Source organism: Nonomuraea sp. NPDC003727, assembly GCF_053586935.1.
The window spans coordinates 229,866-244,362 of the sequence record NZ_JBSFNE010000004.1; the positions used below are offsets into that span (position 1 = coordinate 229,866).

16 protein-coding genes are annotated in these 14,497 nt (G+C 70.3%); 8 read left to right on the forward strand and 8 right to left on the reverse strand.

The features are described from left to right. The first annotated feature begins 33 nt into the window (after window positions 1-33). The 3 genes from ACWDLG_RS12665 (at window position 34) to ACWDLG_RS12675 (ending at window position 3,441) form a co-directional block, all read left to right on the forward strand. The gene (locus ACWDLG_RS12665; RefSeq protein WP_449919080.1) at window positions 34-1,527 is read left to right on the forward strand and encodes a nitrilase-related carbon-nitrogen hydrolase; all 1,494 of its coding nucleotides are present in this window, start codon (window positions 34-36) and stop codon (window positions 1,525-1,527) included. A gap of 61 nt (window positions 1,528-1,588) precedes the next feature. After that, entirely contained in the window at window positions 1,589-2,806 is a 1,218-nt protein-coding gene (locus ACWDLG_RS12670) for a sensor histidine kinase (protein WP_449919082.1), read from the forward strand. A gap of 44 nt (window positions 2,807-2,850) precedes the next feature. Then, on the forward strand, window positions 2,851-3,441 hold the full coding sequence (locus ACWDLG_RS12675) for a LuxR C-terminal-related transcriptional regulator (RefSeq protein WP_449919718.1): 591 nt from the start codon (window positions 2,851-2,853) through the stop codon (window positions 3,439-3,441). Window positions 3,442-3,517: 76 nt separating this feature from the next. Here the strand turns inward: ACWDLG_RS12675 and ACWDLG_RS12680 are convergent, their stop codons facing one another. The 3 genes from ACWDLG_RS12680 to ACWDLG_RS12690 all read right to left on the reverse strand — a co-directional run bounded on the left by ACWDLG_RS12680 (window position 3,518) and on the right by ACWDLG_RS12690 (window position 5,062). Then, window positions 3,518-3,814: a hypothetical protein gene (locus ACWDLG_RS12680; protein ID WP_449919084.1), complete on the reverse strand. Its 297-nt coding sequence runs from the start codon at window positions 3,812-3,814 to the stop codon at window positions 3,518-3,520. 25 nt (window positions 3,815-3,839) lie between these two features. Next, a complete protein-coding gene (locus ACWDLG_RS12685; protein WP_449919086.1) occupies window positions 3,840-4,241 on the reverse strand; it encodes a glycosyltransferase family 2 protein in 402 nt (133 codons plus the stop codon). A gap of 251 nt (window positions 4,242-4,492) precedes the next feature. Next, window positions 4,493-5,062, reverse strand: coding sequence for a hemerythrin domain-containing protein (locus tag ACWDLG_RS12690; RefSeq protein ID WP_449919088.1), 570 nt, complete (start codon window positions 5,060-5,062; stop codon window positions 4,493-4,495). A 318-nt stretch (window positions 5,063-5,380) separates the two neighbouring features. Here ACWDLG_RS12690 and ACWDLG_RS12695 point away from each other — a divergent pair, with 318 nt between their 5' ends. Genes ACWDLG_RS12695 through ACWDLG_RS12705 form a run of 3 tightly spaced genes read left to right on the forward strand, consistent with a single transcriptional unit; the run spans window position 5,381 to window position 7,572 of the window. Continuing rightward, entirely contained in the window at window positions 5,381-6,556 is a 1,176-nt protein-coding gene (locus tag ACWDLG_RS12695; RefSeq protein WP_449919090.1) for a sensor histidine kinase, read from the forward strand. Next, entirely contained in the window at window positions 6,553-7,215 is a 663-nt protein-coding gene (locus tag ACWDLG_RS12700) for a response regulator (RefSeq protein ID WP_449919091.1), read from the forward strand. The genes ACWDLG_RS12695 and ACWDLG_RS12700 overlap by 4 nt, the downstream gene beginning before the upstream one ends. Before the next feature lie 42 nt (window positions 7,216-7,257). After that, complete coding sequence (locus ACWDLG_RS12705) at window positions 7,258-7,572, forward strand: hypothetical protein (protein ID WP_449919094.1); 315 nt, start codon at window positions 7,258-7,260, stop codon at window positions 7,570-7,572. Window positions 7,573-7,600: 28 nt separating this feature from the next. Here the strand turns inward: ACWDLG_RS12705 and ACWDLG_RS12710 are convergent, their stop codons facing one another. Continuing rightward, window positions 7,601-7,969, reverse strand: a complete 369-nt coding sequence (locus ACWDLG_RS12710; protein WP_449919096.1) for a hypothetical protein — start codon at window positions 7,967-7,969, stop codon at window positions 7,601-7,603. A 76-nt stretch (window positions 7,970-8,045) separates the two neighbouring features. On the opposite strand from ACWDLG_RS12710, the gene ACWDLG_RS12715 reads away from it, so the two are divergent. Continuing rightward, entirely contained in the window at window positions 8,046-9,068 is a 1,023-nt protein-coding gene (locus tag ACWDLG_RS12715) for a fatty acid desaturase family protein (RefSeq protein WP_449919098.1), read from the forward strand. Further along, window positions 9,065-10,591: an MFS transporter gene (locus tag ACWDLG_RS12720; RefSeq protein ID WP_449919099.1), complete on the forward strand. Its 1,527-nt coding sequence runs from the start codon at window positions 9,065-9,067 to the stop codon at window positions 10,589-10,591. The genes ACWDLG_RS12715 and ACWDLG_RS12720 overlap by 4 nt, the downstream gene beginning before the upstream one ends. Here ACWDLG_RS12720 and ACWDLG_RS12725 read toward each other — a convergent pair. From ACWDLG_RS12725 to ACWDLG_RS12740, 4 genes are all read right to left on the reverse strand, one after another. Continuing rightward, on the reverse strand, window positions 10,588-11,124 hold the full coding sequence (locus ACWDLG_RS12725) for a TetR/AcrR family transcriptional regulator (protein WP_354908272.1): 537 nt from the start codon (window positions 11,122-11,124) through the stop codon (window positions 10,588-10,590). The genes ACWDLG_RS12720 and ACWDLG_RS12725 overlap by 4 nt on opposite strands. Before the next feature lie 97 nt (window positions 11,125-11,221). Continuing rightward, window positions 11,222-12,619, reverse strand: a complete 1,398-nt coding sequence (locus ACWDLG_RS12730) for a polysaccharide lyase 6 family protein (protein ID WP_449919102.1) — start codon at window positions 12,617-12,619, stop codon at window positions 11,222-11,224. Window positions 12,620-12,686: 67 nt separating this feature from the next. Then, a complete protein-coding gene (locus ACWDLG_RS12735) occupies window positions 12,687-13,499 on the reverse strand; it encodes an AraC family transcriptional regulator (RefSeq protein ID WP_449919721.1) in 813 nt (270 codons plus the stop codon). Window positions 13,500-13,504: 5 nt separating this feature from the next. Continuing rightward, a complete protein-coding gene (locus tag ACWDLG_RS12740; RefSeq protein WP_449919105.1) occupies window positions 13,505-14,485 on the reverse strand; it encodes a hydroxyacid dehydrogenase in 981 nt (326 codons plus the stop codon). Window positions 14,486-14,497: the final 12 nt, after the last annotated feature.

Below are 14,497 nucleotides of genomic sequence, written 5' to 3' on the forward strand. Positions count from 1 at the left end.
GCGGCGTCCGTGCGGTCGGACAGGCTCGCACGCATGGTAAACACATACCTCGCCACCGGTTGGCGCAGATACGGCTGGTTGGCGGCAGGCACAGCGCTCGGACTGTTCGGCACGAACGGTGAATGGTCGATTCCGATCGCCGGCTGGCTGTTCTCCATCGGCCTGATGCGGTTCACCAGAAGCTCCACAGTGCTCGCCGGACTCGCGTGCGTCGGCCTGTCGTCGGCGGCGACGTCGGTTGTCCATGTCGCGGCCGCGGGCCAGTCCGGTGTCCTGCCGATCCTGCTCGGCTGCCTGGTGCTGAGCCTGATCCTGAGCATTCCGCTGCTGGTCGACCGGCTGCTCTTCCAGCGGTTGAATCCGTTCCTGGCCACGTTGGTCTTCCCGGCGGCCCGGGTGACGGTCGAATTCCTGGTCGCGGCGATCAGCCCGCTCGGAACGATTTTCGGGCCGTTGGCCGCGACGCAGTCGGCGAACCTGCCGCTGCTCCAGACGGTGTCCGTCACCGGCATCTACGGGATCAGCTTTCTGATGGCGTGGCTCGCATCGGTCGTCAACCTCGCGCTGGAGCGCGGGCTGAGCCGGCCATCGATCCGGACCGTCGCGCTGACGTACGTCTCGGTGCTCGTTCTCGTCCTCGTCGGCGGCGGTCTGCGGCTGGCCATGGCGCCGACACCGCCGAGCCTGGTGCGCGTCGCCGGCATCAGCGCGTCGCTCGCGGCAGAGGGCCGGATGCGACAGATCAACAACTTCCATACGCCGCAGGTCCTGCCCGAGCAGAAGCCGACACTGCGCAAGGCGTTCGCGGCGCTCAACGACGACCTGTTCGCCCGCACCCGGATCGAGGCCGACGGCGGCGCGAAGATCGTGGCGTGGCCGGAGACCGCCGCGGTCGTGCTCGACGAGGACCTTCCCGATTTCCTGCGGACCGCCCAGGACCTGGCCAGGGAGAAGCGGATCTATCTCGACATGGGCATAGCCGTCATCCTGGACGGCCAACCGCACTCGCGCGACATCGTCGTGCTTGTGGCACCCGACGGCAAGGTGCTGTCGATCTTCGACAAGGCGCATCCCGTGCCCGGTATGGAAAGCCTGCGGCCGGGCGACGGCATCGTGCCGGTGTCCGCGACGCCGTACGGCAGGCTGGCCAACGTCATCTGCTTCGACGCCGACTTCCCCAGCACGCTACGCACGCGCGCCGACATCATGTTCGTCCCCGCCAACGACTGGAAGGGCATCGAGCGCACGCACTCGGCCAACGCGGTGTTCCGCGCCGTCGAGAACGGATACGCCCTCGTCCGGCAGACCAGCAACGGCATCTCGATCGCCGTCGACGCCTACGGTGCGAGCTTGGCCAGGACCAACTACTTCAGCACCGCGCAGCAGAGCATGGTCGTGTCCGTGCCGACGCGAGGCACCTGGACGGTCTATGGGCTGGTCGGCGACCTGTTCGCCTGGCTCTGCGTCGCGAGCGTGGTCGGGCTGGCGGCGTTGGCCGCTGTCCGGCGAACCGGACTCCAGGGCTGATCGTGGGCTTTCCGGATGAGAGTGCGATGATGCCACCCAGCGCGAAACGGGGAGACAAGGGATGAGGGCCAGGCTTGAGACACCGGTGCTCGCGCTGGCGATGATCGGCCTGTCAGCCGCCGGTGTCGGCGCCGCCGTCCTGGTCGTGGTCAGCGCGGCACTGATGGCGGTCGGCGTCGGCCGGTACGTGTTCCCGCCGGCGGTGTCGCTGCTGCGGACGGTCGCGAACGCGGCCCGGCGGGTGGCGGGCCGGGTCGGCGTGGACATCGAGCGTCCCTACGGTCCCCGAACGGATGCGGTCGCGCTGCTGAAGGAGCGTGCGACGTGGCGGGACGTGCTCTGGGCGGTCCTCGACCCGATCATCGGCACGTGGGCGGCCGCGCTGGCGCTCGGCATGCCGCTCTACGGGTTGTACGGCGCGGCGGTGCAGCCGTTCGTGTGGCAGGCCAACGCCCGGGCCGGTGGGACGAACTCCTATGGCGTCATCCATGTGACCTCGACAGCCGCCGCGCTGGCGGCGATCCCGGTCGGGCTCGCGTTGATCGCGCTCGGCCTGTACATCGGGCCGAAGGTGCTGCGGGTGCGCGCCCGATGGACGCTCGCGCTGCTCGGGCCGTCGCGAACGACCGAGTTGGAGCAGCGGGTCGAGACGCTGGTGGAGACACGCGCGGAGGGTGCCGACGCGCAGGCCGCGGAACTGCGCCGGATCGAACGCGACCTGCACGACGGCGCGCAGGCACGACTGGTCGCGCTGGGCATGGGGCTCGGCAACGCCGAGCGGCTGTTCGACCAGGACCCGGAGGCGGCCCGCGCCCTGCTGGTCACGGCGCGGGAGACCTCGTCGAAGGCATTGGAGGAGTTGCGCGACCTGGTGCGGGGCGTCCATCCGCCGGTCCTGGCCGACCGGGGCCTCGCCGACGCGATCCGAGCCCTGGCGCTGGATTGCCTGCTCGATGTCGAAGTGTCGTCCGACCTGCCAGGACGGCCGCCGCCGCCGGTCGAGTCGGCCGTCTACTTCGCCGTCAACGAACTGCTCGCCAACACGAGCAAACACGCGGGTGCGGCGTTGGTTCGGGTCATGCTCCGCTACCGGCACGGTGTGCTCAGCTGCGATGTCGTCGATGACGGCGGCGGTGGCGTCGATCCGGCCAACGGCACCGGGCTGCGTGGCGTCCAAAGCCGGCTGGCTGTCTTCGACGGAACGATCGCCGTGGACAGCCCGCCCGGCGGGCCCACTCGTGTGCGTCTGGAGGTGCCGTGCGCGATCAGGTCCGAGTAGTGGTCGCCGAGGATCTGTTCCTCATCAGGGACGCGTTGGTCCGCATGCTCACCGAGCACGGCTTCACGGTCGTGGCCGCCGTCGACAACGGCCCGTCCCTGCGCAAGGCGCTGGCCGAGGAGCGGCCCGACGTGGCGGTCGTCGACGTACGGCTGCCGCCGTCGTTCACCGACGAGGGCCTGCAGGCCGCGATCCTGGCGCGTCGCGAGCGGCCCGGCTTCCCGGTGCTGGTGCTGTCGCAGTACGTGGAGCAGCTCTACGCCCGTGAACTGCTCGCGGACGGAGCCGGGGCGGTCGGCTATCTCCTGAAGGACAGGGTGTCCAACACCAGACAGTTCATCGACGCGGTCACATCGGTGACCAACGGCGGCACGGCGATGGACGCGCAGGTCGTCGCCAAGCTGCTGACCCGAGGGGACGCGCGCGGCCGTACGGCCGAACTGAGCCCCCGCGAACGTGAGGTGCTGAGCCTGATCGCCGCGGGGCGCTCCAACGCGGCGATAGCTCATCAGCTCACGATCTCCGCCAGCGCGGTCACCAAACACATCGCGAGCATCTTCGGCAAGCTCCAGCTGCCGGAGTCCGAGGACGACAACCGCCGCGTCCTGGCCGTCCTCGCCTATCTCAACCGCTGACCGACCGGAGGCCGCGGGGATCTCGCTGACCGATGGCAGGGGTCGCTGCGCACAGCGACCCGTGCCATCGTGGGGTTCACTCCGTCGGCCCGAGGTCCTTCCAGGGTTCGTGGTCGGCGTCGGCCCCGGTGCCGGGCCTGTCGCCCCTGGTCCACCACTTGGCCCGCCAGTAGCGGCCGTTGTACCTGACCGGTAGCGCCTCGGCCGTGCCGTCCGCGGCGGGGTCGTAGAGCTTGGCGGCATCCCAGTCAGGCGCGTGGCAGCCGCCGTCGTCCACCGGGCCGGGAGCGGCGGCGCCGCGGGCGTTGCCGGTGGCCACCCCGTACGAGCCGCCGCTTCTGGTGGTGACGGTGACGTTCGCCGGGCCCGTCACCGGCAGGAAGTACTTGATCGGAATGTCATGGCTCGCGCCGGGCGTGTCCGCCGGGCGCCACCAGGATGCGCGCGGTCACGGCTGCCAGACGAGGGAAAGCGTCCAGTACGTCGGCCGCTCTGGTCAGGGAGCCGGGGGTCCACCAGGTGTCGTCGTCGCAGAAGGCGACGTAAGGGGTGTCGAGGTGCTTGACGCCGACGTTGCGGCCGACCGCGCCGAGATTCTCGCGCAAGGCGATCACTTCCGCGGCGGGATGGACCTGCCGTACGGCCTCGGCCGTACCGTCGCCAGAGCCGTTGTCGACCAGCACCACACGCGGACGTTCGGGCAGGGCCAGGAGCCGGCCCACGGAGGCGAGCGCCTCCTGCTTCCGGTTCCACGTGATGACGACGGCGCCGACGCGCGGGTCACCGATGGGCCGGTTCATGGTCTGCTCCGGCACGCCTCCCGCCCCCTCAGCTGCAGGCCTTTCACCATGCTTGGTTCCCACAGAACGGGACGAAAACCTGGTGACACCCGCGGCGGGGCCATCACACGCGCGGTACGGCGAGCCGTCCGGACGATGTGGCGCGCCACCAGGCGGGGTTCCCCGGGGGCCCTCGGGTAGGGGCGCCATTGGTCTGGGGATCGGGGTGCCGCCGTGGTCGGACTGGTAGCCCATCCCGGCTGCCTGGCCGATCAGTCTTTGCCGCGGCCGCTGAGCGTGTCGCGCATCCGGTCGATCAGGCCGGTGAGCGGTCCCATGATCTTGTTGCCGGGCGGTGTGTCAGGCGCGGACGGGTGCGGCCTGGTCGGGGCCATCTTCTTGATCGCCTCCACCTTGCGGCCCAGCTCGGCCAGCTGCTCGGTATCGGCCGCACTGCGCAGCCGCGGGAACAGCTCTCCCTCTTCCTCCGCCACGTGATCGCGGATCTCGGCCATGAGGCGCGCCAGCAGCTCGGCGTGCCCGGCCTCGTCGGCGTCGGTCCGCTCCAGCTGCTTCATCGTCTCCTCGGCCTGGGCGTGCTCGGCCAGCTCCCGGTCGGCCAGCTGGTCGCCGTCGGGCAGAAGATCGCGGACGGCCGGATACAGGTAGGCCTCCTCGGCGACCGAGTGGCGCACCAGCTCGATGATGACCTTCTCGGTGAGCGTCTGGCGCCGGTCGACGTCGGCCGTGCCGAGCTGCTCCAGTTCGGTGAACATCCGCTCGACCTCACGGTGGTCGTGGGTGAGGACGGCGATGACGTCGTTGTCGGTGGGTGTGCTCATGGCTGTCGTCCCCTTCGTGTCGGGATGTCAGACCGGCTGGAGTATGAGCGGCCGCTGCCCTGACCGCACGACCGCAAACGGGTGTGTCCGGTCTGAGCGGTGTCCGGCCGTCAGATGCAGCCGCCGCCCCGCCCAGGGTCGGACGGAAAAGGCGGGCGGCGGCGAGCCGGTCGTGTGGTCAGGCCGGCTGTGACGCCGAAGCCGGCGTGCCGGTCGTCACTGTGGCCCGCTCCCATGACGGCTGCCGCTGCTGGCTATCCTGTGGCACGTCGAGCCGGGCACGGCTCCCCACCACGAGTCCATCGGGAGGCGACGACCGTGACAGCCGCCGAGCGCCGGAGCACATGGCCGGCCGTGACGGTGGTGGCGCACGCGGTCCTGGCTCTCCTGACGGTGATCATCCTGGCGGGCGCCTGGCACTTCGGCGCGGACCTGTGGCAGGTCTTCGCCGCGGCGGGCGCTGCCGTCCTCCTCCATGCGGGAGCGGTGGTGGCCCGTCGACGGCCGTGGGTGGGGTACGCGATCGGCGCGCTGGCAATGCTCGTCCTGGTGATGACGCCCTTCCCGGGCTGGTCACTGACCATGCTGCCCTCGGCTGTGTGCTTCCCCCTCACGTTGTGGCGGCTGACCAGCCTGCTCTCGGTCAGGTCCTCGGTGGTCGCGCTGGCCGTCGCCGCGCTCGGGATCGTCCTCACCCAACTGGTGGCGTGGACCCGGCTGCCCCCTGACACCCCTGGGTGGACCCGCCTGGTCGAGGGCGGGCTGCTGATGCTCGTGGTCGGCGGTGTGTGGCTTGCGGCCCTGCTGGTACGCCGCAGGCACGAGGCCGGCCGACGAGCCGAGAGCGAACGACTGGCCGCAGCGGTCGCGGACGAAAGGGCCAGCATCCGCCGCGACCTGCACGACGTGATCGCCCACACGGTCACCGTCATGGTCGCGCGGATCGAGGCCGCGGCGGTGACGACGGCGGATCCGGCGACCCGCCGCGAACTCGGCGACATCGCCGAGGCCGGCCGGGACGCCCACCAAGGCCTGCGAGCGATGCTGGCCACCTTGCGCCCGGCCACCGTGGCGCCGCGCGCCGACTCCCGGCCCAGAGAGGTCCCGATCTCGCTCGACGCCCTCCCAGACCTCGTGGCCTCGGCGGCGAGCCCGCTCCATGTGGTGACGTTCGCGGAGGTGGGTGAGCGACGGCCGCTGAGCCTGAGTGCCGAGGTCGCGGCGGTCCGGACCGTGCAGGAAGGCATCACCAACGCGCTGCGCCACCTCGAACCACCGGTCGAGGTGACCGTTCGCCTGCGCTGGACCCCGGCCGAGGTGGTGGTGGAGGTGCGCGACGACGGCGGCAGGGCGCTTCGCGACGCCGGCAGTCAGGGGACCGGCTTGATAGGGATCGAGGAACGTGTGCGTACCGCAGGCGGCACCCTGTCGATCGACGACGGGGACGACGGGTGGGTGCTGCGGGTGCGGCTCCCCACGAAGGAGGGGGCTTGACCGGGATCCAGGTCATGCTCGTCGACGACCAGGAGTTGCTGCGGGCCTCGCTCCGTACGGTGCTGTCGGCCGACGAACGCATCGAGGTCACCCACGACGTCGCGAACGGCAGCGACGCGATCGAGGTCGTCCGGCGGCACCGCCTCGACGTGGTGCTGATGGACATCCGCATGCCGCGCATGGACGGGGTCGCCGCCACGGCGGAGATCGTCAGGATCGCGCCGGCGACCCGGGTGCTCATGCTGACGACGTTCGATGATGACGAACTGGTGGTGGCCGCCATCCGGGCCGGCGCGAGCGGCTACCTGACCAAGGACGTCCGGCCCGCCGCCCTGGCCCAGGCCGTGTGCGACGTGGCCTCCGGGACGTCGGCGCTGGCCCCGGGGGTGGCCGCGACGGTCCTCGATCTCGTACGGCAGGTGCCGATGCGGAGGACGGCGGCCCTGGACGGCCTCACCCCACGCGAGGTCGAGATCTTCGGCCTGCTCGCCCGCGGCAGGTCCAACGGCGAGATCTGCGCGGAACTGGTGCTGAGCGAGAACACGGTGAAGTCGCACGTCCGGGCCGTCCTGCAGAAACTGGACCTGCGCGACCGCGTGCACGCGGTGATCCACGCGTACGAGAACGGGCTCGTGGGTCGCAACGATCTGCCTGACTGAGATCCCATCCTGCCGGGTGGTGCCGTCTCACACCTTGGGGTGATGTCGGCCGGTGACGCCCTGCCTGGGTTCGACGTCGTGCATTTCCTGCGTCTGCGCTTTCCTCGTGTCACCTCCCTGCTCGTCCTCGGCGCTGTGCTCGTCGCCGTGCTGGGCGCGGTGCTGCCGACGCTGATCTGGGGAGGGTTCAGCTTCCAGTACTGGATCGTCACCGTCTGGCTGCTGCCGCTGCCGGCGATCTTCTGCCTCACCTGCTGCGTGCTCGGCGCGGTCGCCCTCGGCCGCCGCCTCTGGCGCTTCCGCCGCGCCGGTCAGGCGACCGTCGCACCGGTACGGCCGCGCACGGCGGTCAGCTGACATGTGGATGGCCGAGCGGCGGCACGTGCTATCGAACTCTCGGCTCGGGCAGCAGCCCTACCGCCCGCAGCCCCTCCTCATAGCCGCCCTCGGAGCATGCCCAGAATCGCTCGGCGGCATCCATGACGGCCAGGCGCCGGCATGTCGTCCATGCTTCGATCATGCGCAGCAGGGCGCGCCCGTCGGCCGCCCATATCTCTGGCGCGCCCAGTGCGATCACTGCCGCCACTTCCCGCGCCAGTAGTCGCGTCCTGGCCAGGCGGTCGGTGGAGTCCAGCCCGTTCACGGCATCGACGATCAGCAGGGCTTGACGCAGGGTGAGCGGAGGCAGCGCTGTGGCGTGCGCATAGCCGCGTTCCTGCAGGCAGCGTTCGGCGCCCTCGTCTCGCTCTTCCATGCCGTCACCATATCCAAACAACTGTCACAAACAAATGTTTTGCACAATTGTTTCAAACGTGTGTATGGTCGGCGGCATGGCACAAGCAACCGCAACGGCCGCGAGCGACTTCAGCCGCCTGTCCAGACGCATCAGGCGAGCCGGGCTCCTCGACCGCCGCCCCCGCTACTACCTGGTACGGCTCAGCGCGGTGGTAGGTCTCTACCTGGCAGGCGTGGCGGCGTTCTTCTGGCTCGGCGACTCCTGGCTCCAGGTGCCGCTGGCCGCCTGCTTCGCGATCGTCTTCGCCCAGGTCGCCCTCGTGCTGCACGACCTGGCGCACCGGCAGATCTTTCTCACCCGAGGGCCGAGCGAGACCCTCGGGCGCCTCGGCGGCAATCTCGGGATCGGCCTCAGCTACGGCTGGTGGATGAACAAGCACACCCGCCACCACGCCAACCCCAACCACGAGGAGCTCGATCCGGACGTCGTTCCCGACGTCCTGGTGTGGTCACAGGAGCAGGCACGCGCCAGCCGCGGGCCGGCCCGGCTCATCGGCGGCCGGCAGGCGCTGCTGTTCTACCCGCTGCTCCTGCTGGAAGGGCTCAACCTGCACCTGGGCGGCGTCCGCGCGCTGCGGCAGCCCTGGATGAAACACCGCGTCATGGAAGGCGCGCTGCTGCTCGCCCACTTCGCCCTCTACCTGGGCGCGCTCGCCTGGGTTCTGTCACCGGGCAAGGCTCTGGCCTTCTTCGCCGTGCACCAGGGGTTGTTCGGCCTCTACATGGGCTGCGTCTTCGCCCCCGGTCACAAGGGCATGCCGACGCTGACCGGGGAAGCCGGCCTGGACTTCCTGCGCAAACAGGTGCTCACCACCCGGAACGTGCGGGGCGGCCGCTTCATCGACATCGCCATGGGCGGGCTCAACTACCAGATCGAACACCACTTGTTCCCCAACATGCCCACCCCGAATTTGCGCCTGGCGCAACCCATCGTGCGGGCCTACTGCCGCCGGCTCGGCTTGCCGTACCACGAAGTCAGTTTTGTGGCCTCGCACGGAGAGGCCCTCCGCCACCTGCACCACGCCGGTGCCTCCCTCCGCGAGAAAGGCCGCCGATGAAAGCCGGACGCAAGCAGTGGATCGGGCTGGCCGTCCTGGTCCTGCCCGTCCTTCTGATCTCCGTCGACCTGCATGTGCTGTCGTACGCGCTGCCCTTCATCAGCGCCAGCCTGGCGCCGAGCGGTTCCCAGCTGCTGTGGATCATCGACATCTACCCGTTCATGCTGGCCGGACTGCTGCTGCCCATGGGCACGCTGGGTGACCGGGTCGGACGGCGACGGCTGCTGATGGCCGGGGCGGCAGCGTTCGGCGTCGCCTCCGCGGTCGCCGCCTTCTCTCCCAGCGCGGACCTGCTCATCATCACCCGAGCCTTGCTCGGGGTGGGCGGTGCCACGCTGATGCCCTCGACGCTCTCGCTGATCCGCAACATGTTCCACGACGACGGCCAGCGCCGGATCGCCATCTCCATCTGGACCGGAGCGTTCGCCGGCGGCGCCATGCTGGGTCCGCTGATGGGCGGCGCGCTGCTGGAACACTTCTGGTGGGGTTCGGTGTTCCTGGTCAACCTGCCGGTGATGGCGCTGCTGCTGATCCTGGCGCCACTGCTGCTCCCCGAATCGCGTGACCCGCACCCGAGCCGGTTCGACCTGCCCAGCGTGGTCCTGTCGCTGGGCGCGATCCTGCCCATGATCTACGGGATCCAGCACATCGCCCAGGAGGGCTTCGGCTGGCCGCCGGCGCTGGCCATCGTCACCGGCCTGGCGCTGGGAGTCGCCTTCGTAGGCCGCCAGCGCTCGATGACCGATCCGATGCTGGACGTGCGCCTGTTCGGCAGCCGCGCCTTCACCGCCGCCCTCAGCGCCAACACCCTCGGCGTCTTCGCCATGGTCGGCTCCAGCCTCTTCACCACCCAGTACCTGCAGATGGTCATGGGCGCCAGGCCGCTTGTCGCCGGCCTGTACGCGCTGCCCTCGGCGGGCATGGCGATGCTCGCCGCGGGGCTGGCCCCCGTCCTGGTCCGCAAGATCCGTCCCGGGCTGGTGGTGTGCGCCGGGCTGCTCGTCGGCGCCGGCGGGTTCGCGCTGCTGTCCAGGCTGGACGTGACCGGGCAGACCGGCCTGCTGATCACGGGGATCATGCTGATGGCCGGCGGCGTCACCCTCGTCCTGACCATCTCCTCCGACCTGATCATCGCCACCGCCCCGCCGGAGCGGGCGGGCTCGGTCGCCGGGCTGTCGCAGGTGGCCACCGAGTTCGGCGGTGCACTCGGCATCTCCCTGCTCGGCAGCATCGGCACCGCCGTCTACCGGGCGCACCTCAGCGACGCCGGCGCTCCCGCATCGGCGCTGGACACCCTCGGCGGCGCCCTGGAGTCGGCGCGGCACCTGCCGGAACCGGTTGGGACCGCTCTGGCCGGCGCGGCCCGCGGGGCCTTCGCTCAAGGCCAGCACTACGCCATGATCGCCGCAGCCACGGGTCTGTGCCTGATGGCGCTGCTCGCGCCCATCATGTTGCGTTCCGTCCGGCGTGCAAGCCGGCCGCAACCTCGCCCGGACCACTCCGGACGGCACGTGACGGGTTAGCCGGCGGCTGCTTCGGCCACCGACCGGAGACCGGCGGCCAGGTCGTGAGCCGTCGGGGCGTTGTCCGGATCGATCTGCCAGCGCACCAGCAGACCGATGAGCAGCGTCAACAGCACCTGCGCACCCGCCTCGTCCTGGCGTGGCAGGCGCCGGCCCAGCTCGCGCCGGGCCAGCGCCTGCCCTTCAGTCAGGCGGGCTCGTACTTCGGGAAGATGAGGTGCCTGCGCCAGCGTCTCGACGTTGGCTCGCCACACCATCGGATTGACTCGGAAGGATTCGATCAGTTCCGCCCAGAACGCTTCGAACCACTCCTTGGAGTCGTCCGGGAACGCCTTGAGGACCTCCGCGACCGCTTCCCCGGTCGCCTCGATCATCGCCTGGGTGAGAAGGGCGTCCTTGGAGCGGAAGTGATAGTTGATCGCAGCGAGGTTGCTGCCGGACACGGCGACGATGTCTCGGACCGTTGTACGGGCATATCCGCGCTCGGACAGGCACTGCTTGGCCGCGGCCAGCAAATCCTCAGGCACTCCCACGCGGGCGATCCTACCAATGCCGCAAACAAGCGTTTAAAACATTCGCTGGCTGCCGATACGGCCTCCGGCGGGGTCACCCGGGCTGTGTCGAGTGGTCCTAGCCGGCCTGCCAGGACGGCCCGGTCTCCTCCGTCCGCGGCGGGGCGGGCGGGGTCCGGTCGCGGGAGGGGACGACCACGATGCCCTTGGTGCTGTTGGGCGGGTTGACGTCGAGCGTCCCGCCGTAGACGACGTTCCCACGGAAGGTGTTCGGCTGGAAGGAGAACTTCGCCAGCGGGCCCGCCGTGTCCTGTACCGAGGTGGTCACGGCCACGCCGCCCTTGGGCTTGTAGCTGAGGTTGCCGGTGAAGGTGTTGCCCTCGGGCAGCAGCACCATCTGGTAGCCGGGCCAGTGGTTCTTGTAGAACCAGCCGATGTGGATGTCGTTCTTGGCGTTGTCGGTGAACACGTTGCCGGTGAACGCGCTGTCGGTCACCTGCCCGTAGTGGAACAGGTAGCCGTGGGGCGTGAGCGGGTTCGGCTGCGGGACGAAGTCCGGCGTCAGGTAGTCGAGCTTGTGGTTCTCGTCGAACAGGTGCTCACCGCTGGTGACCTTGAGCCCGTAGCCGGAGACGCCCTGCACGTAGTTGCCGCGCACCACGTGGTGGTCGCCGCTGACGCGGATGCCCTCGCTGGCCGGGTAGCGGTCGCCGATGATGGCGTTGCTCTCCACCGTGTTGTAGTTGCCGTAGCGCAGCACCAGGCCGCCGCTGGACTGCCTGATGGTGTTGTTGCGGACCGTGTTGTGGTTCGACTTCAGCGAGATGATCTCGTCGTCGCCGTTGACGTGCTCGAAGAGGTTGTTGTCGATGGTGAAGTACGCGCCCTCCTCGGCGCCCTCCTCCGCCCACTGGCCGTAGCCCCAGATGCGCAGCGCCTCCATGCCGTTGCGGCCGAGGTTGGGGACGTCGGCGAAGCGGGTGTGGTCGACCCGGTTGTAGACGGCCGCCGGGCCCCGGTCGTTGCCGACCACCGGCTCCTGGTGGGCCTTGCCCTTGAGCAGGCTGTGGTCGAACTGGTTGTGCCCGCCCTTGAAGTAGACCCAGTAGTACGGCGTGGCCGGGTCGGCGGGGTTGAAGTCGACCACGGCGGTGTCGGTGACCCTGCCGCGGTCGCTGTTGAAGGAGATGACCGAGGCCGCGCCGGCGGGCGCCTGGCCGGAGGTGAAGGTCAGGCCGCTCACGGTCAGGTCGGGGCTGTTGAGCGACAGCGCCGACCTGCCGGTGAGCAGCACCTTGCCGGGCGTCTGCGCCCTGAGCGTGAGGGGTCCTGGGGCGCGCAGGTCGATGACGGTGTCCTGCCAGGTGCCGTCGGCCATGACGATGGTGTCTGCCGTCCCGATCGCCGCGTTCAGCTCGGCCTGGTTCGAGACAAGCCGTTCCCCGCCCGCCGAGGCGAGGGCGGGCGCGGCGGGCAGCAGGAACGCCGCCGCGACAAGGGCTGCCAATCGGTTCATACCGGCAACGTAGGGAAAGCGTATTCCCTTGGGCATGGGCAAAACTCGGGCACTCCTAGGACGATCCTCAGGAGGCCCGGTGCAAGGCCCGGTACTGCGTGGGCGTCAGCGAGGTCACCTGGCGGAAGACCCGTGACAGGTAGGCGGCCTCCCAGCCCACCGTCCCGGCGATCTCCTCGATCTTCTGCTCGGTGTGGATCAGCGCCTGCTTGACCCGTTCGACCCGCAGCTGCCGGATGTACTGGTTGGGGGAGACCCCGAAGAGCTGGGCGAAGTAGGTGATGAAGTAGGTCGGGTTGTAGTGGAAGACCTCCGCCAGCCGCCCGACCGTCAGCACCTCGGCCAGGTGCGCGTCGATGTACTCCAGGATCCGCCCCGGCCTCTGGCTGAGCGGCCGCAACGAGCCCAGCGGCGCGTGGTCCACCAGGTAGGCCGTCAGCTCCATGAGCACCGCCCGCTGCCGCAGCGGCCCCGTCACCTGCGTCGCGCCCCTGCCCGCCGCCAGCAGCCTGGTGAACATCTCCCGTACGGCCCGCGGATCCTCCACCTCCACCACCCGGGGGAGCGCGACCAGCGAGGCCAGCTCGCGCCCGGCCACGGTGGCGGTGAAGTTCGCCCAGTACTTGCGCAACGGGCGCTCCTTCGAGCTGGAGAAGGCCAGCGCGGACCCGGCAGGCAGGAAGTAGAGCTGGCCGGGCCGCGGCAGGTACTCCACGCCGTCCAGGGTGATCGACCCCACCCCGTCGAGGATGAGGTAGATCCGGTTGTAGCCGTCGGTCCGCGCCTTCCGCCCCCAGCCGGCGGGGACGGGATCGGCGTGCCCGGCCATGAGCAGGTCGAGGTCGAGCCGCCGCAGGTGCTCCCTGAGTGCCGGGTCCATCGCCGTCACGCCCGCAGGCTCGCCAACGCCGGGTTCACCGCGTGCCGCAGCGGTTCGCCCGCGGCCAGGCGGGCGACCTCGGCCAGCACCAGCTCGCCCATCCTGCCCCGTTCGGCGCCCATCGCCCCGGCCAGGTGCGGGGTCAGGACCGCGTTGGGCAGGCCGTACAGCGGGGATCCCGGCTCCGGCGGCTCGGGCCAGGTGACGTCGAGGACCGCGGTGAGGTCGGGCCGCCCGCGCAGGACCTCGACCACGGACGGCTCGTCGAGGACGGCGCCGCGGGCGGTGTTGATCAGCGTCGCGCCCGCGCGCAGCCGCGCCACCAGCGGGCCGTCGACCAGGCCCGTGGTCTCCGGCAGCAGCGGGGTGTGCACGCTGACGACCTCGCAGGTCTCGAACAGCTCGGCCAGCGGGAGGAGCGGGATGCCCAGCCCGGCGGGGGCGTACGGGTCGTGGGCGACCACCTCCAGGTCGAAGGCGCGCAGGTGGGAGGCGACCAGGCGGCCGATCTCGCCCAGGCCGAGCAGCCCCACCCGCGACCGGTAGGCCCCGGCCACGCGTACCTCGTCCGGGTAGCGGCCCAGCTCCTTGATCTCGCGGGAGATCCGGTGGAACTGCTTGAGCGCCAGCAGGATCTGGGCCAGCGTGAACTCCGCCACCGGTATCGCGTTGGCCGAGGCGGCCGAGACGATCGGGATGCCCCGCGCCCAGAAGTCCGGCGTGGTCAGCGGGCGCACCGAGCCCGCCGCCACCAGCACCGCGCGCAGGCGCGGAGCGTGACCGAGCAGCCCGGCGTCGAGCACCGGCGCGCCCCAGCCGGACAGCAGGATCTCGACCTCCGACAGCACGCGGGGATCGGCGGCCAGCTGCTCGCGCGTCATCGCGGGAGCCTGCCATTCGACCAGGTCAGCCAGCCTTTCCAGGACGTGCGCGGGGTAGACGTCGGCCCGCCTGAGCTCCTCCATCACCAGCAGCGCTTTGATCATCTCTTCCTCGTT

Coding starts and splice junctions, on each gene's coding strand:
- ACWDLG_RS12665 (WP_449919080.1), top strand. CDS start 34: ATGGTAAACACATACCTCGCCACCGGTTGGCGCAGATACGGCTGGTTG.
- ACWDLG_RS12670 (WP_449919082.1), top strand. CDS start 1,589: ATGAGGGCCAGGCTTGAGACACCGGTGCTCGCGCTGGCGATGATCGGC.
- ACWDLG_RS12675 (WP_449919718.1), top strand. CDS start 2,851: ATGCTCACCGAGCACGGCTTCACGGTCGTGGCCGCCGTCGACAACGGC.
- ACWDLG_RS12685 (WP_449919086.1), bottom strand. CDS start 4,241: ATGAACCGGCCCATCGGTGACCCGCGCGTCGGCGCCGTCGTCATCACG.
- ACWDLG_RS12690 (WP_449919088.1), bottom strand. CDS start 5,062: ATGAGCACACCCACCGACAACGACGTCATCGCCGTCCTCACCCACGAC.
- ACWDLG_RS12705 (WP_449919094.1), top strand. CDS start 7,258: ATGTCGGCCGGTGACGCCCTGCCTGGGTTCGACGTCGTGCATTTCCTG.
- ACWDLG_RS12710 (WP_449919096.1), bottom strand. CDS start 7,969: ATGGAAGAGCGAGACGAGGGCGCCGAACGCTGCCTGCAGGAACGCGGC.
- ACWDLG_RS12715 (WP_449919098.1), top strand. CDS start 8,046: ATGGCACAAGCAACCGCAACGGCCGCGAGCGACTTCAGCCGCCTGTCC.
- ACWDLG_RS12720 (WP_449919099.1), top strand. CDS start 9,065: ATGAAAGCCGGACGCAAGCAGTGGATCGGGCTGGCCGTCCTGGTCCTG.
- ACWDLG_RS12730 (WP_449919102.1), bottom strand. CDS start 12,619: ATGAACCGATTGGCAGCCCTTGTCGCGGCGGCGTTCCTGCTGCCCGCC.
- ACWDLG_RS12735 (WP_449919721.1), bottom strand. CDS start 13,499: ATGGACCCGGCACTCAGGGAGCACCTGCGGCGGCTCGACCTCGACCTG.
- ACWDLG_RS12740 (WP_449919105.1), bottom strand. CDS start 14,485: ATGATCAAAGCGCTGCTGGTGATGGAGGAGCTCAGGCGGGCCGACGTC.